This is a genomic window from Tissierellales bacterium, assembly GCA_025210965.1.
Taxonomy (GTDB): domain Bacteria; phylum Bacillota; class Clostridia; order Tissierellales; family JAOAQY01; genus JAOAQY01.
This window is the reverse complement of sequence record JAOAQY010000192.1, coordinates 21,785-43,900: the sequence shown is the minus strand read 5'-3', so window position 1 is coordinate 43,900 and position 22,116 is coordinate 21,785. Positions and strand designations below refer to the sequence as shown.

Genomic DNA, 22,116 nt, shown 5'->3' with positions numbered 1-22,116 from the left:
GGAGTGCTAATTGGGTAAAATTAAATATATGAAATGGAGGTAATACATATGGCTAAGATTATGAAGACGATGGATGGTAATACTGCAGCGGCTTACGTAGCATATGCGTTTACTGATGTAGCAGCAATATTCCCTATCACACCATCATCACCAATGGCTGAATATGTAGATGTATGGGCTGCAAATGGACAAAAAAATGTTTTTGGACAAACTGTTCAAGTAACTGAAATGCAATCTGAGGCGGGAGCAGCAGGTGCCGTTCACGGATCATTAGCAGCAGGGGCGTTAACAACAACTTTTACAGCTTCACAGGGACTTTTATTAATGGTTCCAAACATGTATAAAATTGCAGGTGAATTGTTACCAGGAGTATTCCACGTAAGTGCACGTGCTATTGCTGGTCATGCATTATCAATATTTGGAGATCATTCAGATGTTATGGCAACTAGACAAACTGGTTTCGCATTATTAGCTTCTGGTTCAGTTCAGGAAGTAGCGGATATCGGAGCAGTTGCTCACTTGGCATCAATTAAATCTAGAGTACCATTTGTACACTTCTTTGATGGATTTAGAACATCACACGAAATCCAAAAAATCGAATTAATCGATTACGAAGAGTATGCAAAATTAACAGACTTCGAAGCGGTTACTGCTTTCAGAAAGAATGCATTAAACCCAGAATCACCTGTAACTAGAGGTACAGCACAAAACCCAGATATTTTCTTCCAAGCAAAAGAAGCTTCTAACCCATTCTATGATGGATTAGGCGATATCGTTGCTGACTACTTAGAGAAAATCTCTAAAGTATGTGGTAGAGAATACAAGCCATTTAACTACTATGGTGCAGAAGATGCAGAAAATGTAATCATCGCTATGGGTTCTGTTACAGAAGCTATTGAAGAAACTGTTGATTACTTGATGAAAAAAGGTGAAAAAGTTGGTTTAGTTAAAGTTCACTTATACAGACCATTCGAGCCTAAATTCTACTTTGATGTATTACCAAGCACAGTGAAAAGAATCGCTGTTTTAGATAGAACAAAAGAACCAGGTTCAATCGGTGAACCATTATTCCAAGACATCAAAACTATGTACTACAACGAAGACGTTAGACCTCTTATCGTAGGCGGACGTTATGGTCTTGGTTCAAAAGACACTACACCATCACAAATCAAAGCTGTATACGACAACTTAAACGCTGCAGAGCCAAAAGATCGTTTCACAGTAGGTATCAATGATGATGTAACAAATACTTCACTAGAAGTTAAAGAAGAAATCGTTACTGCTCCTGAAGGAACAATCAGATGTAAATTCTGGGGTCTTGGATCAGACGGTACAGTTGGAGCTAACAAACAAGCTATCAAAATCATCGGTGACCATACAGATATGTATGCTCAAGGATATTTCTCATATGATAGTAAAAAATCTGGTGGAGTAACTATCTCTCACTTAAGATTTGGTAAAAACAGAATTACTTCAACATACTTGATTTCTAATGCAGACTTCATTTCATGTTCTAAGCAAGCTTACGTAAATCAATACAATTTACTAGAAGGCTTGAAAAAAGGTGGAGCATTCTTGTTAAACACTATCTGGACTCCAGAAGAAGTTGCAGAGAAGTTACCAGCTAGCATGAAGCGTTACATGGCTGAAAACGACATCCAATTCTACACAATCAACGCTACAAAGATTGCTGCAGAAATTGGTTTAGGTCATAGAACTAACATGATCATGCAATCAGCATTCTTTAAATTAGCTGAAGTTATTCCTATGGAAGAAGCTGTAGGCTACTTAAAAGATTCAATCAAAAAAGCTTACGGTAAAAAAGGTGACAAGATCGTTAACATGAACAACGAAGCAGTTGATAAAGGAATCGACGCTTTGGTTAAGATTGACATCCCTGCTGAGTGGGCTAACCTTACTGACGAAGCAGTAGCTTCTGTTGATGCTCCTGACTTCATCAAAAACGTTGTAATGCCAATGAATGGACAAGCTGGAGACAAATTACCAGTATCTACATTCAAAGGTATCGAAGATGGTACATTCCCACAAGGAACAGCTGCTTACGAAAAACGTGGTATCGCTGTTAATGTACCAGAGTGGCAAACAGACAAATGTATCCAATGTAACCAATGTTCATTCGTTTGTCCACACGCTGCTATCAGACCATTCTTATTAGATGACGAAGAAGCAGCTAAAGCTGGCGACGCTCCATTATTGGACGCTAAAGGCAAAGGCTTAGAAGGATTGAAATACAAAATCCAAGTTTCTACACTTGACTGTACTGGTTGTGGTAACTGTGCTGACATCTGTCCAGTAAAAGCTTTAGAAATGAAGCCTCTTGAAACACAAACAGAAGAAATCGATCGTTGGACTTACATGACTGAAGAAGTAAGTGTAAAAGACGACAAGATGACATTAGAAAACGTTAAAGGATCTCAATTTGCTCAACCATTATTCGAGTTCTCTGGAGCTTGTGCTGGTTGTGGAGAGACTCCATACGCTAAAGTTATCACTCAATTATATGGTGACAGAATGATGATCGCTAATGCTACAGGTTGTTCTTCAATCTGGGGTGGATCAGCTCCTGCAACACCATACTGCAAGAACAAAGATGGTAGAGGTCCAGCTTGGGCTAACTCATTGTTCGAAGATAACGCAGAGTATGGTTACGGAATGTTCTTAGCTATCAAACAAATGAGAGCTAGAATCGCAGATCTATTAACAGAATTAGTAGGATTAGACGTACCAGCAGAGCTTAAAGCAGCTGCTCAAGAGTGGTTAGACACTAAAGACAATGGTGCGAAAAATAAAGTTGTTGCAGAGACAGTAAGAGGCTTATTAGCAACTGCTGTTGATGGCAAAGCAAAAGAAATCTTAGCTGAACTTAAAGAAAAAGAGCAATTCTTAGTTAAGAAATCAGTTTGGATCTTCGGTGGAGACGGTTGGTCATATGACATCGGTTACGGTGGATTGGATCACGTATTGGCTTCAAATGAAGACGTTAACGTAATGGTATTTGATACAGAAGTTTACTCAAATACTGGTGGACAATCTTCTAAAGCTACTCCAACAGCTGCTGTAGCTAAATTTGCTGCATCAGGTAAGAAAGTTAAGAAGAAAGATCTTGGCTTAATGGCTACAAACTACGGATACGTATATGTAGCACAGGTTGCTATGGGAGCTAACAAAAATCAATTCATGAAAGCATTGATTGAAGCAGAAAGCTACCAAGGACCATCACTAATCATCGCTTACGCTCCATGTATCAACCACGGACTTAAAGATGGTATGGGTAAAACTCAACATAGAGAAAAACAAGCTGTAGATGCTGGATACTGGCATTTATACAGATACAATCCATTGCTTAAAGCAGAAGGCAAGAACCCATTTGTTATGGATTCTAAAGAGCCAAGCGCAAGCTTCCAAGAATTCTTACAAGGAGAAGTTCGTTACACTTCACTTGCTAAGACATTCCCAGAGATTGCAGAGCAATTGTTTGAAAAAGCAGAAGAAGACGCTAAAGATCGTTATGAGTCTTACAAGCGTATGGCAGAGATGCAGTACTAATATACTGAAATCTCAAGACCACTCACCTAGTGAGTGGTCTTTTTTTATTGTATTAAATTAATGCCATTCTGACGGCTAAAGTCAATAACCTTAGTAGCGTATAGTGTAAAAGATATTTATAGCATTCCTTCGTTGTGTTATAATTTAATATAGAGATAAAATAGCTAGGAGTGAGGTATATGTCACATGAATGTTTTGAAGATAGACTATACGATATAATAGATGGAAATTATATTTATATAAATGAAAAAATGTCAAAACACACATATTTTAAAATAGGTGGAGCAGCTGATTTTATGATAGAACCTAGAACAGAAGAAGAACTCAGTAAACTCATAAAATTACTAAATGAATTTAATAAAGATTACTTTGTACTCGGAAATGGGACAAACCTTTTAGTATCAGACAAGGGTATAAGAGACGTAGTCATAAAAATTGGAGATGCATTTGAACACATAGATATTGACGGAGAAAATATAATAGCTGGTGCAGGATGCTCACTAAGCGAAGTAGCTCAAAGTGCACTTGCAAATGAACTTACAGGATTTGAATTTGCAAGTGGGATACCAGGTGCAGTCGGTGGAGCACTTACAATGAACGCGGGAGCTTATGGCGGGGAAATGAAAGACATAGTTAAGAGCGTTAGATGCATTAATTCAGAAGGTGAAATTAGGGTATATGATAATGAAGAAATGCTATTTGCTTATAGAAATAGTCGGATACAAAAACAGCACCTCATAGCGCTAGGAGCTATATTTAAACTTGAAAAAGGCGATAGAGACATCATAGCATCTAGAATGCAAGAATTGAATGAAAAGAGGAGACAAAAACAACCACTAGACATGCCTAGTGCTGGAAGTACATTCAAAAGACCAGATGGAGATTATGCATCTAGACTTATAGAAGTAAGCGGACTGAAAGGTGTTAGTTTTAGAGGAGCACAGGTATCAGCTAAACACAGTGGATTTGTAGTGAATAAAAACAACGCTACTTGTTCAGAAGTAGTACAACTTATAGAATTTATTCAAAAAGTAGTCAAAGACCAGACAGGATATGACTTAGAACCAGAAGTTAAAGTCATAGGAGAAAAATAAGAAAGGTGGAGCAAAATGGAATTTGTCATAGTAACAGGACTATCAGGAGCAGGAAGAAGTCAAACTGTAAAGGTATTAGAAGATAGTGGATATTATAGTATAGACAATTTACCACCGTCATTATTGCCTCAATTTGCTGATTTAATAATACAGTCAAAAGGAGATATTGATAAAGTTGCTTTTGCGATAGACATAAGAGGTGGAGAATTCTTTGATGACTTATTTGACAACTTAGACGAGATAAAGAGAAAAGGACATAGTTACAAAATACTATTTCTAGACGCATCGGATCAAGTCATAGTCAAAAGATACAAAGAGCAGAGACGTCCTCATCCTCTATGTGAAGGCGGTAGAGTTATAAACGGTATAGAGATGGAGAGAGTAAAACTAAGCTATATCAAAACCAGAGCTGATCATATAATAGATACGAGCAATTATACACTAAGCATGCTAAAAGAAACTATAAGGGATATAGTTACAGGAGAAGGTGAAAAGCAGAGAATAAACATATCAGTGCTTTCATTTGGATTCAAGCACGGGATACCATTAGATGCTGACTTGGTTTTTGATGTCAGATTTTTACCAAATCCATACTATATAGAAGAACTCAAGCCACTTAGTGGAAACGATCAAGAAATAAGAGACTATGTCATGCAGTGGGAAGAAGCAAAAGTATTAAAAAAAATGTTATCAGAAATGATAAGCTTCTTGATACCTCAATACGAAAAAGAGGGAAAGGTACAACTTATAGTAGCTATAGGATGTACTGGCGGAAGACATAGATCAGTTACAATTGCAAATGAATTGTACGATACACTAAAATCAGAACAATACAGAGTAGTTATAAACCATAGAGATTGTTATAGAAAATAGGAGAAGATATGGCTAAAAAGACCGTAGATGTAGAGCAGAATATAGTCATAATCGGTGGTGGAACAGGACTTTCAGTAGTTCTTAGAGGACTAAAGAACATTACACCGAATATAACAGCTATAGTGACTATGGCTGATGATGGCGGTGGGTCAGGCAAATTAAGAGAAGACCTTGGCATGCTACCACCAGGGGATATTAGAAGCTGTATACTATCACTTGCTAACACCGAACCGATTATGGAAAAACTATTACAGTATAGATTTGGAGAAGGAGAACTTAAGGGGCAGAGTTTTGGAAACTTATTTTTAGCAGCAATGAATGGAATATGTGGCAACTTCGAAAATGCAGTAAAAGAAATGGCCAATGTACTAGCAGTCACAGGACAAGTATTGCCTATGACCATTGAAACTGTCGATTTGAGCGCAAAGCTGAAAAATGGTATGATAGTCAATGGAGAATCTAAGATACCACATGGAGCTATGGTTTTTGATAGCGAGATAGAAGAAATATTTTTGCAACCCACACAGGTAAAACCATTAAGCGAATCATTAGATGCTATAAAAAATGCAGACATAGTAATATTAGGTCCAGGTAGTTTGTACACGAGTGTGATACCTAATTTACTGGTAGAAGGCATAAAAGAAGCCATAATAGATTCTAAAGCGAAATGTATATATCTTCCAAATGTCATGACTCAGCCTGGAGAAACTACGGGTTATGATGTAGTAGACCATATCAAGGCTATAGAGAGACATACTGGATTAGAATTAATTGATGAAATCATAGTAAATAGTGAATTGATACCAGACGATGTATTGGAACAATATATATTAGAAGGAGCAAATCAGGTATTACTAGATGAAAAACAAAAACAATCATTGAAGCAATGCAATATAGAGATAATCGAAGCGGAATTCATAGAAGTAAACAAAGGATACATTCGACACGATGCACTTAAACTTAGCGAGATTATAAAGAAAAGAATATAAATTGGCAATAGCCAATAAGCCCCTATTAGATTATAATATTAAATAGGGATTAAAAAGGTTTCTTGGAGTGATTATATGAAGACAGAAGTGAGCGCGGGAGGCGTTGTAGTTTTTGGAAATACAATATTACTTTTGAAAAAATACAATGGAGATTGGGTTCTCCCTAAAGGCAGAGTAGAGATTGGTGAAGAACTTTTTGAGACTGCACTCAGAGAGGTTTACGAAGAAACCAAAGTGAAAGCAGAACTAGTTGAATACCTAGGTAAAGTTCACTATCAATTCAAAAATGGACGAGATATAGATAGTGAGATAATATATAAAACGGTGCATTGGTATTTGATGCATGCTAAAAACATGCAATGTGCACCTTTGAACAAAGAGGGATTCGTAGAGGCAAAATTCATTCATATGGACAAAGTTCTCAGAAAAATGAAATATACGGATGAAAGAAAAATTATAAAACGAGCATTGAAAAAGATAAAAGAGGAGTAGACTATGTCATTTTCATTTAAAACAAAAAATAGTTTGGCGAGATTAGAATTCGAAGACGAAATAACTAGAAGAACTGAATTAGCAGCATTTGTTAGAATGAACGCTACAGTAAAACTTGTTGGATTAAATAAACTAAAACTAAAATTTGCTACAGAAAATGCAGCTATAGCTAGAAGAATATTTTCAATATTGAAAAATCTATACAGAATACATACCGAGGTTGTTGTGCGCAAAAATAGGCAACTGAAGAAAAAGAATTTATACGTAGTTAGAGTAGAGGATTCTGACGTTGCGATTCAGATATTGAAAGACTCGGGTATGATATTTGAATTAGCGGATGTATTTAACATGGACTATGTAGTTCCAGAAGAACTTATAGATAATACAGAACTTATGCGTGCCTATATTCGAGGTTCATTTTTGGGTGGAGGATCTATAAATGATCCAGAAAAAAACTACCACTTAGAATTCGTATCTCACAACCACATTCACGCTAGAGATTTATCTGAAATCATAAACTCATTTGATCTAAACTCTAAGATAGTAAAGCGAAAGGAAAACTATATCGTATATCTCAAAGAGTCAGAGCAAATTGTTGATCTATTGAATATAATGGGTGCACACAACGCACTATTAGAAGTAGAAAACATAAGAGTTATGAAAGGCATGAGAAACAACATAAATAGAATAGTAAATTGTGAGACAGCAAATCTATCCAAAACGATAGATGCAGCTATCAGACAATGTGAAAATATACAAATAATAGAGAGCATGATAGGTATAGAGAAATTACCGCCAAACCTTAGAGAAGTGGCGAGGCTTAGAATAGAAAACCAAGAAGCATCGCTCAAAGAACTTGGAGAAATGCTGACTATACCACTTGGTAAATCTGGCGTAAATCACAGACTTAGAAAAATTGACAAAATTGCTGATGAACTGAGAGGTAAATCGTGATTAAAAATTAGAGATTATAGAGGAAACTAAGTAAAGTGAACATAAGTCAAACAACGAGATGTAGAAAAAAAATGATTGAACATACGATATAATGTTTGGATAATCAAATGAAATGCCAGCTAATGGTTTCGGTATGTAAAATATGTCTTAAAATTTTGTCAAATATGTATTATACTGAAATTGGGGATATTTAAAAAAGGTGGAATCGTATGGAACTGATCAAGGTAGCAAGCCTAAAAGAGGGGATGGTTGTTTCCAAAACCATATTTAGAGTAGATGGATCAGTTGTCTTGGGCAAGGGAACAGAGCTTAAAAAGACATTTATTCATAAACTCGAAAAATTAGGTATTGATGAAATATATATAGAATCACAATTAACGGAATCTATAGAACCTAAAGAAATGATTTTGGAAGAAACCAGAAATCAAGTGAATAAGGCAATGCACGATGCCATGTCCAATTTAGCGTTATCTGACGAAATGGACTTAGTTTTGCTGAGAGCATTGATGGATGATATAATAGAAGACCTAGTAGATCAAGATAAACTATTAGAGCGATTTATAGATGTGAAAGCTGCCGATGACTACACAACAGCGCATTGCATAAATGTTTCTATCTGGTCTATAGTGATAGGTATGAGTCTCGGGTATGGAGCAGAACAACTCAAAATACTAGGAATGGGTGCGCTTTTGCACGATGTAGGAAAAGCTAGAGTAGATGAAAACATACTAAACAAACCTACTAAGCTCACAAAAGAAGAATTTGAAGCAATGAAAAATCACACTATAAAAGGTTACGAAGTACTCAAGAGAATACCTGGTTTAGAACCTGAGATAGCAAATATAGCGCTTTTTCACCATGAAAGAGTAGATGGAACTGGCTATCCTTACGAAACAAGGGGAGATGCTATCCCGGAGCTCGCGAAAATAGTTTCGGTTGCAGATGTATTTGACGCACTTACATCTGATCGAGTATACCGAAAAAAAATGGAAACATATATGGTTGCAGACTATTTACACTCAATGAAGGGCATACAATTCGAAGAGCGCATAGTAAATGCATTTTGTTCGAATTTAGCACTCTATCCATCTGGTAAACGCATCAAATTAACCGATGGGAGAAGAGGATATGTAATCATAAGTGATAGAAGAGATCTGGCAAAACCTATGGTTTTAGTAACACATGGCAAAAGCTTACGAAGAGAAGTCAGCCCATATTTACTAAGACTAATAGATTATGAAGATCTTTATATTGAAGATGTATACTAAAAGATGCCTGTTTGAGCATCTTTTTTTAGAATTAATAGAATTGTTTCAAATTGAAATGGAGGAAAAACAATGAGTGATTTTGTACACTTGCATGTACATACGGAATATAGTTTGCTAGACGGCTCAGCTAAAGTTTCTAAAATCATAGAAAAAACAAAAGAACTGGGAATGAAAGCACTAGCTATAACAGACCACGGAGTAATGTATGGAATAGTTAATTTCTATAAAGAAGCAAAGAAACAAGGTATAAAACCAATACTAGGTTGTGAAATATACGTAGTAGATGGTGATAACACATCAAAAGTTAGAAAACCACTATACCATCTAGTACTACTTGCAGAAAATGAAATTGGCTATCAAAACCTAATGAAAATAGTATCTGAGAGTCATGTAAATGGATTTTATTACAAACCTAGAGTCAATCATGAATATATAGCAAAGTACAGTGAAGGAATAATAGCACTTAGCGCATGTCTCGGTGGAGAAGTACAGACATACCTTAATCAAGGACAATACGAAAAAGCAAAAAAATCAGCGCTTAGATACAAGGAAATATTTGGACAAGACAATTTTTATCTAGAACTTCAAGACCACGGAATGCTAGAGCAAAAAGAAGTAAACAACAAACTCATTGAACTAAGTGAAGAAGTAGATATAGAACTTGTAGCTACTAACGATGTGCATTACATAGAAAAGACAGATGCAAAAGTTCACGATGCACTACTTTGCATTCAAACTGGAAAAATAATAAAAGACGAAGAGAGAATGAAATTTCCAAGTGATGAATTCTACCTCAAATCACCAAATGAAATGAAATCTCTATTTCCACATCAGCTAAAAGCACTGCAAAACACAGTAGATATAGCTGATAGATGTGAAGTAGAGCTAGACTTTGATACTCTTCACTTACCTCACTTCGAAGTACCAGAAGGATATACAAACCAGGAATACCTAAGAGAACTTTGTAGAAGAGGTTTAGAAGAGCGATATGAGAATATAACAGACGAAATAAAAGAACGACTAGAATTTGAATTGACTACCATAGAAAAAATGGGCTATGTAGATTATTTTCTCATAGTGTGGGATTTCATAAAATACGCAAAAGACAGAGACATAATAGTAGGTCCTGGTAGGGGAAGTGCTGCGGGAAGCATAGTATCATATGCACTAGACATAACAGAAATAGACCCACTCGAATACAACCTTCTGTTTGAAAGATTTCTAAATCCAGAGAGAGTGTCAATGCCAGATATCGATATAGACATACAAGATAGTGGTAGACAAAATGTAATAGACTATGTAACAGAAAAATACGGAACAGATAAGGTAGTACAGATAGTAACATTTGGAACGATGGCCGCAAGAGGAGCGATAAGAGACGTTGGGCGAGTTCTTGACTTGTCATATGGAGAAGTAGACTTCGTTGCAAAGCAGATACCTATGGAGCTCGGAATGACCATATCAAAAGCACTAGATGTGAGCAAAGAACTAGCAGCTTCTTATGAAAACGACGAGAGAATAAGAGAACTCATAGATTTAGCTAAAGCTGTGGAAGGCCTTCCACGTCATACATCAACACATGCTGCTGGTGTAGTTATATCTCAAGAAGCAATAGACAAATACGTACCATTATCTAGAAATGGAGACGTAATAACCACTCAATACAATATGACAGAGATAGAAGAACTCGGTCTTTTGAAAATGGACTTTTTGGGACTTCGAAATCTAACTGTCATACAAAATGCAGCGAAAATGGTTGAAAAACAGCAGAATAAGAAAGTAAGTTTTGATGACTGTAAATACGATGACCCAGAAGTATACAAGCTATTTGCGCAGGGAAAAACACTAGGAGTTTTCCAGTTTGAAAGCGCGGGCATGAGGGTATTTATAAAGGAGTTAGAGCCTAAAGGTTTTGAAGATATCATAGCCGCTAATGCACTTTATAGACCAGGACCTATGAATCAAATACCAAATTTCATCCAAAACAAAATGGACCCAGAGCAGATAGAATATCTACATCCCAAGCTCAAACCTATACTAGGAGTAACATATGGATGTATGATATATCAAGAGCAGGTTATGCAAGTAGTTCGAGATATTGGCGGGTTTTCAATGGCCCGATCAGACTTAGTTCGAAGAGCTATGGGAAAGAAAAAAATGAAGGTCATGGAAGAAGAGCGAAAGTACTTCATACACGGAAAGCCAGATGAAACGCCACCTATCAGAGGAGCTATAGAAAATGGCATACCCGAAAATGCTGCAAACAAAATTTACGATCAGATGATAGACTTTGCCAAATACGCATTTAACAAATCACACTCGGCGGCATATGCTATGGTAGCATATCAGACAGCGTGGCTTAAATGCTATTATCCAGTGGAATTCATGGCATCACTTCTAAGTTCTGTTATGGGCAATACTAGCTCCGTTTCACTCTACATTCAAGAGTGTAAGAAAATGGACATAGAGGTATTACCTCCAAATGTAAATACGAGTTTTGACGGATTTACTGTAGATGAAGGCAGGATAAGATTTGGGCTCTCTGCAATCAAAAATGTTGGCAAGAATGCTATAGCCGATATAGTGAAAGCTAGAGAAACAAAAGGACAATTCGTAGACATAGTGGATTTCATAGAAAAGGTAGATACTACAGCAGTCAACAAAAGAGCTGTAGAGAGTCTTATAAGATGTGGAGCTTTAGATGGACTTAAGTACAACAGAGCTCAGATGATGTCTGCCTATGAAAAAATTATGAATAGTCTATCGAATACTAAAAAGCGAAATGTGGCAGGGCAATTTTCTATGTTTGAAACCACAGAAGTAGATACATTCCAGATTCCTCGCTTGGTAGAATTCGACGAACAAAGCTTATTAAATATGGAAAAGGAGGTTCTCGGTATATTTATAAGTGGTCATCCGCTTAGCAGATACGAAGCTACTATGGAAAAAGTAGCGAGCATACAGATAGCAGAGATAGCAGAAGCATTAGAAGAAGAACAGTCTAGCGCATGGGATGGTAGAAAAGTAGTATTAGCAGGTATAGTGACTTCTAAAAAACAAAAAATCACCAAAAACAACAACATGATGGCATTTGTAAGCCTCGAAGATTTGACCGGATATATAGAGTGCATTGTATTTCCTAAAATATACAGCAAATACCAACAATACACAGAAGAGGATCAATTGGTGATAGTATCAGGTAGGCTAAATATACACGAAGAAGATGAGGCAAAACTCATTTGTGACAAGATAGCGCCACTTGAATCAGTTAACGATACAGAGCAAAAACTCTATGTAAAAATATCACCTATAGAACAAGACAAGAGAGTCATGCTACTAAAAGAGACTCTTAAAAGGCATAGAGGAAATTCACCTGTATACATTTATTTCGAAAAACTAAAGCGTGTGGTGAAAACTGATAGCGAGTTTTTTGTTGATTTAGAAGACGAAAACTTGATTATAGAACTAAAAAATTTATTGGGAACAGAAAATGTAAAATTTAGCTAATTGGAGTAATCTGTCAAAACAAGAGGAAGGTATCGGTTTCCTTATAAAATAGAGCTTTATGTATACAAATTAATTGATAAATACTGCTTTATTAAGAGCCTTTCTTTTGATATAATTAGACTTGATTGTTCAATGATAAGGGAAAAATCATGTGTACATCCATAGTGGAAAAGTGTTATGCGCTTGGCTAAAAATTAACAATCTCGAGTTAAAAGGAGGAAGTACAAATGAAAACAATAGGAGTATTAACGAGTGGAGGAGATGCTCCAGGCATGAATGCAGCCATAAGAGCCGTAGTAAGAACGGCCCTATACAACGGAGTTCGCGTAATGGGAATCGAAAATGGTTACAACGGCCTGATTAATGGAAATATAAGAGAAATGGATTCAAGATCTGTATCAGATATAATTCAAAAAGGTGGTACAGTACTTAAAACAGCGAGATGTTTAGAGATGAAGACTGAAGATGGTCAGAAAAAAGCTGTAAACATGCTCAATATATTTGGGATAGAAGGATTGGTTGTCATCGGTGGAGATGGATCATTCAATGGAGCTAGAGTATTAAGTGATCTTGGAATCAAAACAGTTGGTATACCAGGAACTATAGACAACGACCTTGCATACACTGAAAAAACTATAGGATTTGATACAGCGCTTAACACTGTATTGGATTTGATAACAAAACTTAGAGATACGTCTAGTTCACATGGACGTACAAATATCATAGAGGTTATGGGACGTCACTGTGGAGACCTTGCTTTATTTTCGGGCTTGGCAGGTGGAGCAGAGAGCGTACTTATTCCAGAACATGGTTTTGATGTAGATACACTATGTCAGGGCTTGATAAAAGGTAGAAATAGTGGGAAATTGCATAATATCATTATGCTAGCTGAAGGCGTTAGTCAAAATGCCTTAGACTTAGGAAAAGAACTAGAAGAAAAGACAGGATTAGAGACTAGAGTAACAGTTTTAGGCCACGTCCAAAGAGGTGGAGCACCTACAGCTTACGATAGAATTTTGGCTAGTAGAATGGGAGAAAAAGCAGTAAAACTCCTATTAGAAGGCGAGTCAGCACGTGCTATCGGCGTTCAAGGGATTGAAATCACAGATATGGAAATCCACGAAGCATTAGCAGTAGAGAGAAGACCTAGAGCAGATATTTATGAGCTTGCTAAAATATTGTCTATATAGGAGTGAATAATTCATGAAAAAAACCAAAATAGTTTGTACGATTGGACCGGCAACGGAACAAGAAGATATTCTTAAATCGTTAATTCAAGAGGGGATGAATGTAGCGAGAATCAACTTTTCGCATGGAACACATGAAGAGCATAAGCAGAAAATTGATTTGATAAAAGCAGTACGTGACGATTTGAACGAACCGGTAGCAATCATGTTAGATACAAAGGGACCGGAAATTCGAACGTTAAACTTTGAAGAAGGTCAAGTAACACTTGAAGCAGGGCAGAAGTATACTATCACTACTAGAGATATACTTGGAAACAAAGAAATCTGCGGTATAACATACAAAAACTTGCCACAAGATGTTCAAATCGGGGATAGAATATTAATAGACGACGGGCTAATAGGTTTAAAGGTTGAAGAAATACTCAATGAAACGGATATACTATGTATAGTAGAAAATCCAGGTGTAGTAAAAGACAAAAAAGGAGTTAACGTACCTAGCGTACAGATTAACTTGCCAGCACTTACATCAAAAGATATAGGGGATATCAAATTTGGTATAGAAAACGGCATAGATTTCATAGCGGCATCATTTATCAGAAAACCAACAGATGTGATTGAAATTCGTCGAGTATTAGAAGAAAACGATGCAAGCGACATTCACATCATATCGAAAATAGAAAACCACGAAGGCGTGGAAAACATAGACGATATCATAGAATTATCTGATGGAATCATGGTAGCTCGTGGAGATTTAGGAGTTGAGATTCCAGCAGAAGATGTACCATTGGTACAGAAAATGATTATCCAAAAATGTAACAAAGCAGGAAAACCTGTTATAACAGCTACTCAAATGCTAGATTCTATGATAAAGAATCCAAGACCAACTAGAGCGGAAGTTACAGACGTAGCCAATGCCATACTAGATGGAACAGATGCTATCATGCTATCAGGAGAAACTGCAATTGGTAAATATCCAAAAGGCGCAGTTGAAACTATGGCAAGAATAGCACTGAAAATTGAAGGTTCTGAGTCATATAAAAACATGCTGAGAAACGTTCGATCTAGCAATGTAGCGATAACAAATGCTATAAGTCATGCAACAGGAACTATAGCAAAAGATTTGGGCGTAAATGCTATTCTTACAGCAACATCATCGGGTTATACAGCGAGATCGGTATCAAAGTATAGACCAGATGCTTGGATCATAGCAGCAACACCATCTAAAGAAGTAATGAGAAAATTAGCGCTTGTATGGGGAGTATACAGTGTAGAGACTGAAAAAATGACATCTACAGATGATGCCATAGAAGGTTCAGTGCAAAGTGCAGTTAGAGCGGGATATATCCACCAAGGTGAGATAATAGTAATCACAGCTGGTATTCCAGTAGGGGTAGTTGGTGGAACAAACATGATAAAAGTACACGTAGTTGGAGATATCATACTAAAAGGTACTGGACTTGGACGAAAGCCAGCCGTTGGAAAAGTATGTATAGCGACTACAGCAGAAGAAGCAAAAGCTAAGTTTGAAGATGGAGACATACTAGTAGCTAGAGATACAGACAAAGAACTAGTACCATATATGCAAAAAGCAGCTGCTATACTTACAGAACGTGGTGGACTTACATCACATGCAGCAGTAGTCGGTATCACGATAGGTATACCAGTTATAGTTGGAGTCAAAGACGTGACCAAAGAACTATCTGATGGAGATATCATAACAGTAGATACTGAAAGAGGTCTCATATTCAAAGGAAAAGCAAATATTTTATAGAATATATACAAAAGAGGGTAGAATCATACTGAATGGTTCTACCTTCTTTTTGTATTAACACTATAAAAAATTCGTTTTTTTGATATAATATAATAAAATAAAGACTTAAAGCAGGGCAAGGGAGAGAGATTATGAGATTAGTACCGATAAATAGTATCAAGCCAGAGAGTGAATTAGCCAAAACCATATACAATGCCCGAGGAAGTGTACTTTTGAAAAAAGGTGTCAAATTGACAGAGAGTATACTAAAGAAAATATATGAAAACGGCATACATATGATTTATATAAATGATGAGTACAGCCAAGGAGAAATAGAAGACATCATAAAACCAGAACTCAGACAAAAAGCCATAAGCGCTATCAGAGAGACATACGAAAAATCCATAGTAGCCATACAATCAGAACTGCAAAGTGCAAAAGGCATAAAACAAAAAAACGTAGCTAAAAGAAATGAAAACTATATACAGGATATGAACAAACTAGCTTCGCAATTAGTAGAAGAGATACTATCTAAGACATCGACACTCATAAACCTAGTAGACATAAAAACTATGGATAGCTATACCTACGAGCACAGCCTAAATGTAGCAGTATTGTCTCTAGTACTAGGGGTTCAGCTAAAATTAAACAAAAAAGACCTAGAAGACCTATGTGTAGGAGCTATACTTCACGACATTGGAAAAGTAATAATAGATCCAGAAGTATTTACAAAAATGAACCTTTCAGAAGAAGAAGAAAAACTGTATGAGACTCATGCAGAGGTTGGATATAACTACCTAAAAGAATACTATAACTTAAGCGGTAGAGCTAGAATCATAGCACTTCAGCACCATGAAAGATGGGATGGACTTGGTTATCCTAGACACACAAAAGAAGAAAATATACACAAATTTGCAAGGATAGTAGCCATAACGAACACATACGATAGACTGACATCAAACCCATATCAGGAAGATTTAGTTCCTCCAAATGAAGCCATAGAATACATCATGGCATGTGGCGGACAGCTATTTGATTTTGAGTATGCAAACTATTTTGTGAGAAACATAAACCCATATCCTGAGGGCACACTAGTCAAACTTTCGAATGGAGCGAGTGCAGTTGTAAGAGCTTCTCACCTAAACTATCCTCTCAGACCAATAGTGAAAACACTCAACATAGAAGGTCAGACAGAGAGAGAAATAGATTTATTGAAAGTACACGATTTGACCATAGAAAAAATACTATACGAGGTAAATTAAATGACAGTAGACATAAAAATAAAAACAAGATACAACGAGACAGATCAGATGGGAGTCATATATCATGCAAACTACTTCAACTGGTTCACACTAGGTAGAGATGCGATATTTGACCACATAGAAGTAGACTATAGATCACTTGAAAAAGACGGTATATACCTCCCAGTAGCAGAAGTAAACTGCAAATACATCAAAAGCGCGTATTACAACGATGAATTGACAATAAGAACGAGCGTGCGCAGCTTCAAAGGAGTAAAACTCATACTAGATTATGAGATACTCAGAGACGATGAATGCATAGCAAAAGGATACACCGTGCATGGATTTGTAGACAGAGACATGAAACCAGTGAAGCTTAGAAGGACACATAGAGAGTGGGATGAAAAACTTAGAGCGGCAAGCGAAAATTAAAATTATGAATTGATGTACTTAGAAATCCAAAATCTGATTTTTTTGTGTCCAATAATGCTTTTTATTCCAATATTCATGCTGTTTGTGGAATTCGTATTGTTGTTAAGTTTTGTTGATGGTATAATGACAGTGAATTTTTTAATATTGGAGAGAGTGGTGATTTGCATGAAATTTAAGGCTTTGGCTATGGTCTGTGCAGCTGGAGTAGCGATTATTGCTGGAAGAGGTGCTCTAGCTAATGGTGATATTGGTCATAGCATCAACAATAACATCACCCAGCAGATGGGATATGAACAGCTTTTAGAAGGTGAAGACATTTCGAAGTACATAGAAAAATGTGGTGGAATAGATAAAATCGATGACATGAAATCAAAAGCTAAATCAGAATATCTAAAATTTAATTCTAACACAAGCAATTCTAGCAAAAATGATTCTAAGCAGGATGAAAAACTTGCTGATATAGCCCAAAAATACGGCTTGGAAAAACAAGAAAAAAGAGTCGATTGTCAAGATAGCTACATGGTCATACGAGATATAGAATCAAATCATATATCAAATATATGGGCTATTTACAATCTAAATGATGAGAAAACAATCTCTATATCATGGGCTAGCATAGATAGTGACGAACAAGACGACATATGGAGAGTGAAGCTATACGAACTGAACGAATCAAAAGGTGAATATGAAAAAAGTCCTGTAATACTCGAATACGAAACAGCTAAAATAATACTTAGAGCTATTCAAAGAGTACTGATACTTTAGAATAAAAAAAGCCACTGCTTTTAGGCAGTGGCTTTAAAACGTCTATTCGGCTGTATTTATCATTTCATTTCTATTGAATATCTTTATAGTTTGAGAACCCTTTCGAAGATCAACTGTATTGACCTCTGGCATACTTAGTAGGGTAAAACCTATAGCATCCACTTGCCAAGGAGACAAACTAGACTGTTCGCTAATATTAAATGATAGCGTACCATCTAACAACACGACACCATTGTAAGTGAAATCAGTTTCCAATACATTCATGAGCCTATTGTCAATAGGTTGCTTTAGATTATCGACAAGAGCCTTTACCTTCTCTTCTAAAATAGCATTAGGAGCTATAGAAACAGGTACATCTACTAGATAATCTCTGCCAGAGCCCTTCAACAAATGATATGACACATTTCGCTTTTGTCTAACAAAAGGTTCTCTTATAGATTGACCAGAGAAGAAAGTACCCTTCTTGTTGAAATCAACCAAGAACTGTATAGGTTCATCGTAATAAAGAGCAAAAGTATTTAGTATAGATCTCATCATAGATGGTGCAGAAGATGCATTATACAATGGATCGCTACTCTTCAAATCTAGATATAAAGTATCCTTTTTTACTACTCCATAATTGAACTCACCTAATACTTGAATAGGAGCAAGACCTTTGAAACCATTTATAGGCTTTTGAAGGAACTTCATCCTATCAGTCAAGCTATCTAAAAGTTCAGTAGATTGAAGAGAAATAGGAACGCTATAGCTATATGAAGCATCTGGTACATATACAGTCATGTACTTCTCTATAGACTCAGCAGTCTTAGATGGTATATACGTATACGGAGAATCATGAGAAAACTCAAACTTTAGTGGCTGTATACTTTCATCAAAATTGCTAGAAAGTCTTAACTTGTAATTAGAAACAGTAGAACTAGAAAAATCATAATTGACTGGAATCTCATAGCGCTTTTCCTTGTCGAAAGTATATTCATAAGGACGAGATTCATCTTCTACTGGGACAACTTCTTCTGTAAATATAGAAGTCTCTCCATCTAATAACTCTAGTGTAAACAAATTGTCGACGCTAGATACGAAATAAGTAATAGATGGTGGATTTTCAAAGAACACTGACAAACTACCTGAAAAATTCTCAGTGTCTGAATCAGTAGAAATCCTAACAGCACTGATATCATCCGTTGTCTCGAAATTTTCTGATGTCAGAGCTAGTGGTGCATATGTAACATTGATTCCAAATGCAGCAAAGCATAATACGAAAATAAGTAATAAATTTGTAAGTGTACGCATAGAGTAGCCTCCTTAAATTATTCCTATTATTATTGTAACCCAAAATTGAGAAGATTTAAACAATTTTAGTGCGAAAATACAGGAGTTTTCAAGAGCGCAATAAATGTGTATAATAAGATGAGGTAATGAGAGGAGAATTATATGAAACGACCGGTAAATAAACAAGAAATATATACATTGGACATAGTTGATTTAAGTCACCAAGCTACAGGGGTAGCAAAAAAGGATAATTATACCATATTCGTAGAAGGAGCTATACCTGGAGATAGAGTAGAGGCCAAAATCATAAAGGCAAAGAAAAACTATGCTGTGGCTAGATGCATGAAAATCGTAGAGCCATCTAAGCATAGAAGAGAGCCTATCTGTCCTATAGCAAACATATGCGGTGGATGTCAGATAATGAACATAGACTATGCAGAGCAGCTAAGACTCAAAAAAGAGAGAGTAAAACAAGAGCTCAGAAGAAACAACCTAGAGCATATCGAAGTATTAGACACTCTAGGAATGGCAGAACCATACTACTATAGAAACAAAGCACAGTTCCCAGTCGGAGAGAGAAAAGGAAAACTAGAGATAGGATTCTACAAACCACAGAGCCATGACATAGTAGATACAAAACACTGCTATATACAGCATGAAATAAACGACAAGATAATAGATATCATCAGATTCTTCATGGAAATGTATCAAATACCAGCATACGACGAAGTACATCAAAGAGGTCTAGTGAGACATATAATCACCAAGACATCTTTTAAAACAAGAGATGTGATGCTGATACTAGTAATAAATGGTAGTGAACTACCACATAGCGAAGAACTGATAGATCTACTAACTCAGAGAGTAGAGCAGATAAAAAGCATACAGATAAATATAAACGAGAAAAACACCAACGTCATATTGGGAAACAAAACAGTCAAGATATACGGCGAAGACCAACTAATAGACTACATCGGAGATCTATCATTTGTCATATCGCCAGAATCATTCTTCCAAGTAAACCCACTACAGACAGAAGTGCTATACCAAAAAGCACTAGAAAAAGCAGGGCTAACTGGAGAAGAAACAGTATACGACCTCTACTGCGGTATAGGAAGTATATCACTATTTCTCGCACAAAAAGCCAAAAAAGTATACGGCATAGAAGTAGTAAAACAAGCCATAGAAAACGCTAGAGAAAACGCTAGACGAAACGGCATAGAAAACGCAGAATTCTATCTAGGGACAGCGGAAGAGGTATTCCCTAAACTCTACAAAGAAGGCAAAAAAGCAGACGTAGTAGTAGTAGACCCACCTAGAAAAGGCTGTGACGAAGCAGTACTAGACACCATAGTAGAAATGAACCCAGAAAAAGTGGTTTACGTCTCTTGTAACCCAGCTTCACTCGCTAGAGATATAGCGTATTTGATGGAGAAGGGTTATGTGGCTGAGGAGATTCAGCCGGTGGATATGTTTCCGCATTCGCTTCATGTCGAGACGGTGGTAAAGTTGCAAAGAAAAAATCACTAGAATAGCTATATTTCAGAGAACTTTATGAGAGAGTGAAAGAGATAGGATTTGATAATAAAATCAGATGCATATCTCTTTTGTTTTTGCAAAAAAACATCAAATCGAGGAGCGATTAAGATGATGGATAAACACAGTTATGAAATATTGAACAAGAGCAAATATGCTAGAAAGAATCCATCATTATGCAGAATTAGTTATTTCGTTAGAAGAACGAGAAGGGCAATTTTTTAAGGGAATAATGAACAGTTCGCAATCATCTATGTAAGCAGCATAAAGTTTTGAGATGGGTTATGTTATAATGAGAATATAGGTGGTGATTAAAATGAATATAAAACATGTTCTCACATTTATAACAGTAGCAGAATATTGTAATTTTACTAAAGCTGCTGAGAAGTTAAACTATGCTCAATCAACGATTTCTTTTCATATAAAAAGTTTAGAGGATGAATTAGGCGTCAAACTTTTTCATAGAAAGCCATCTGGTCTGACTCTTACAGATAAAGGAATGAGCATGATCAGTACTTTTTCTGGTATAAAGGATTATTACTATGAATTACTTGATATAGCAGGTAAAGAAAAATGCTACACTGGACCTATAAAAATTGGAACATCGGAATCATTTTTATTGTATAAATTAAGTGATGTTATAAAGAAATATGGAGCGATACACCCTAACATTAGTCTTCAAATATCCAATAAATCTGAATCAGAATATGAAAAATTACTGATAGAGAATGAAATAGATTTAGCAGTTTTTACAAAAAAAATCGAATCAAATCCTAATATAGAATGCCAATCATTAGGGTGTAGCCCAATGTATTTAATATATCCACCTAATTATGAGTTTGTATCACTAGAGAAGCTATCTAATGACTTAACAGCTTGCATAACTGAAAACGGATGTATTTATCAAACTGTTATGAGAGAATTTCATAATGATAACCACGTTTCCATAGAATCTTCTATGGAAACGTGGTCAATTGAAGTAATAAAGAAACTCATATCAAGTGGTATAGGCTATTCAATATTGCCTAAGATGTGTATTGAAAATGATATAAAACTGGGTCAGATTAATGCAATTAGCCTAAATTCTTCAAAATATGATATTGAATATATGATTGGATATAAAAAAGTAAAAGAGATGCCAAGTGCAATAAATAGATTCATTGATATGATTCTTACATCATTGTTTTAAATT

The 22,116-nt window shown here is 36.1% G+C and carries 16 protein-coding genes; 15 read left to right on the top strand and 1 reads right to left on the bottom strand.

The genetic code is table 11. From position 1 onward, the window contains the following. Positions 1-48: 48 nt before the first annotated feature. The 13 genes from nifJ (at position 49) to N4A40_14025 (ending at position 18,119) form a co-directional block, all read left to right on the top strand. Positions 49-3,567, top strand: a complete 3,519-nt coding sequence (gene nifJ / locus N4A40_14085; protein MCT4662982.1) for a pyruvate:ferredoxin (flavodoxin) oxidoreductase — start codon at positions 49-51, stop codon at positions 3,565-3,567. 179 nt (positions 3,568-3,746) lie between these two features. After that, positions 3,747-4,661: a UDP-N-acetylmuramate dehydrogenase gene (murB, locus tag N4A40_14080; protein ID MCT4662981.1), complete on the top strand. Its 915-nt coding sequence runs from the start codon at positions 3,747-3,749 to the stop codon at positions 4,659-4,661. 15 nt (positions 4,662-4,676) lie between these two features. Further along, the gene (gene rapZ / locus N4A40_14075) at positions 4,677-5,534 is read left to right on the top strand and encodes an RNase adapter RapZ (protein MCT4662980.1); all 858 of its coding nucleotides are present in this window, start codon (positions 4,677-4,679) and stop codon (positions 5,532-5,534) included. A gap of 8 nt (positions 5,535-5,542) precedes the next feature. Continuing rightward, positions 5,543-6,523: a YvcK family protein gene (locus N4A40_14070; protein MCT4662979.1), complete on the top strand. Its 981-nt coding sequence runs from the start codon at positions 5,543-5,545 to the stop codon at positions 6,521-6,523. Between the two features lie 75 nt (positions 6,524-6,598). Beyond that, entirely contained in the window at positions 6,599-7,015 is a 417-nt protein-coding gene (locus N4A40_14065; GenBank protein MCT4662978.1) for an NUDIX hydrolase, read from the top strand. Positions 7,016-7,018: 3 nt separating this feature from the next. Next, complete coding sequence (gene whiA, locus N4A40_14060; GenBank protein ID MCT4662977.1) at positions 7,019-7,969, top strand: DNA-binding protein WhiA; 951 nt, start codon at positions 7,019-7,021, stop codon at positions 7,967-7,969. Positions 7,970-8,178: 209 nt separating this feature from the next. Next, positions 8,179-9,237 (top strand): HD-GYP domain-containing protein, encoded by a 1,059-nt coding sequence (locus N4A40_14055; GenBank protein MCT4662976.1) that lies wholly within the window; start codon positions 8,179-8,181, stop codon positions 9,235-9,237. Between the two features lie 69 nt (positions 9,238-9,306). After that, positions 9,307-12,744: a DNA polymerase III subunit alpha gene (locus N4A40_14050; GenBank protein ID MCT4662975.1), complete on the top strand. Its 3,438-nt coding sequence runs from the start codon at positions 9,307-9,309 to the stop codon at positions 12,742-12,744. A gap of 227 nt (positions 12,745-12,971) precedes the next feature. Then, entirely contained in the window at positions 12,972-13,934 is a 963-nt protein-coding gene (gene pfkA, locus N4A40_14045) for a 6-phosphofructokinase (protein MCT4662974.1), read from the top strand. A gap of 13 nt (positions 13,935-13,947) precedes the next feature. Next, positions 13,948-15,702: a pyruvate kinase gene (pyk, locus tag N4A40_14040; protein ID MCT4662973.1), complete on the top strand. Its 1,755-nt coding sequence runs from the start codon at positions 13,948-13,950 to the stop codon at positions 15,700-15,702. 131 nt (positions 15,703-15,833) lie between these two features. Further along, positions 15,834-16,943 carry an HD-GYP domain-containing protein gene (locus N4A40_14035; protein ID MCT4662972.1) on the top strand — a complete coding sequence of 370 codons (1,110 nt, stop codon included), beginning with the start codon at positions 15,834-15,836 and terminating at the stop codon, positions 16,941-16,943. Then, entirely contained in the window at positions 16,944-17,354 is a 411-nt protein-coding gene (locus tag N4A40_14030; protein ID MCT4662971.1) for an acyl-CoA thioesterase, read from the top strand. 165 nt (positions 17,355-17,519) lie between these two features. Beyond that, entirely contained in the window at positions 17,520-18,119 is a 600-nt protein-coding gene (locus tag N4A40_14025; protein MCT4662970.1) for a hypothetical protein, read from the top strand. A 42-nt stretch (positions 18,120-18,161) separates the two neighbouring features. On the opposite strand, the gene N4A40_14020 is transcribed toward N4A40_14025, so the two are convergent. Next, a complete protein-coding gene (locus tag N4A40_14020) occupies positions 18,162-19,409 on the bottom strand; it encodes a hypothetical protein (protein ID MCT4662969.1) in 1,248 nt (415 codons plus the stop codon). 141 nt (positions 19,410-19,550) lie between these two features. On the opposite strand from N4A40_14020, the gene rlmD reads away from it, so the two are divergent. Together rlmD and N4A40_14010 are read left to right on the top strand one after the other, a co-directional pair. Beyond that, on the top strand, positions 19,551-20,918 hold the full coding sequence (gene rlmD, locus N4A40_14015; protein ID MCT4662968.1) for a 23S rRNA (uracil(1939)-C(5))-methyltransferase RlmD: 1,368 nt from the start codon (positions 19,551-19,553) through the stop codon (positions 20,916-20,918). Between the two features lie 322 nt (positions 20,919-21,240). Further along, positions 21,241-22,113, top strand: coding sequence for a LysR family transcriptional regulator (locus tag N4A40_14010; protein MCT4662967.1), 873 nt, complete (start codon positions 21,241-21,243; stop codon positions 22,111-22,113). The last annotated feature ends 3 nt before the right edge of the window (positions 22,114-22,116 follow it).

Coding starts and splice junctions, on each gene's coding strand:
- pfkA (MCT4662974.1), top strand. CDS start 12,972: ATGAAAACAATAGGAGTATTAACGAGTGGAGGAGATGCTCCAGGCATG.
- rlmD (MCT4662968.1), top strand. CDS start 19,551: ATGAAACGACCGGTAAATAAACAAGAAATATATACATTGGACATAGTT.
- rapZ (MCT4662980.1), top strand. CDS start 4,677: ATGGAATTTGTCATAGTAACAGGACTATCAGGAGCAGGAAGAAGTCAA.
- N4A40_14070 (MCT4662979.1), top strand. CDS start 5,543: ATGGCTAAAAAGACCGTAGATGTAGAGCAGAATATAGTCATAATCGGT.
- N4A40_14025 (MCT4662970.1), top strand. CDS start 17,520: ATGAAATTTAAGGCTTTGGCTATGGTCTGTGCAGCTGGAGTAGCGATT.
- whiA (MCT4662977.1), top strand. CDS start 7,019: ATGTCATTTTCATTTAAAACAAAAAATAGTTTGGCGAGATTAGAATTC.
- N4A40_14030 (MCT4662971.1), top strand. CDS start 16,944: ATGACAGTAGACATAAAAATAAAAACAAGATACAACGAGACAGATCAG.
- N4A40_14055 (MCT4662976.1), top strand. CDS start 8,179: ATGGAACTGATCAAGGTAGCAAGCCTAAAAGAGGGGATGGTTGTTTCC.
- N4A40_14020 (MCT4662969.1), bottom strand. CDS start 19,409: ATGCGTACACTTACAAATTTATTACTTATTTTCGTATTATGCTTTGCT.
- nifJ (MCT4662982.1), top strand. CDS start 49: ATGGCTAAGATTATGAAGACGATGGATGGTAATACTGCAGCGGCTTAC.
- N4A40_14010 (MCT4662967.1), top strand. CDS start 21,241: ATGAATATAAAACATGTTCTCACATTTATAACAGTAGCAGAATATTGT.
- N4A40_14065 (MCT4662978.1), top strand. CDS start 6,599: ATGAAGACAGAAGTGAGCGCGGGAGGCGTTGTAGTTTTTGGAAATACA.
- N4A40_14050 (MCT4662975.1), top strand. CDS start 9,307: ATGAGTGATTTTGTACACTTGCATGTACATACGGAATATAGTTTGCTA.
- murB (MCT4662981.1), top strand. CDS start 3,747: ATGTCACATGAATGTTTTGAAGATAGACTATACGATATAATAGATGGA.
- N4A40_14035 (MCT4662972.1), top strand. CDS start 15,834: ATGAGATTAGTACCGATAAATAGTATCAAGCCAGAGAGTGAATTAGCC.
- pyk (MCT4662973.1), top strand. CDS start 13,948: ATGAAAAAAACCAAAATAGTTTGTACGATTGGACCGGCAACGGAACAA.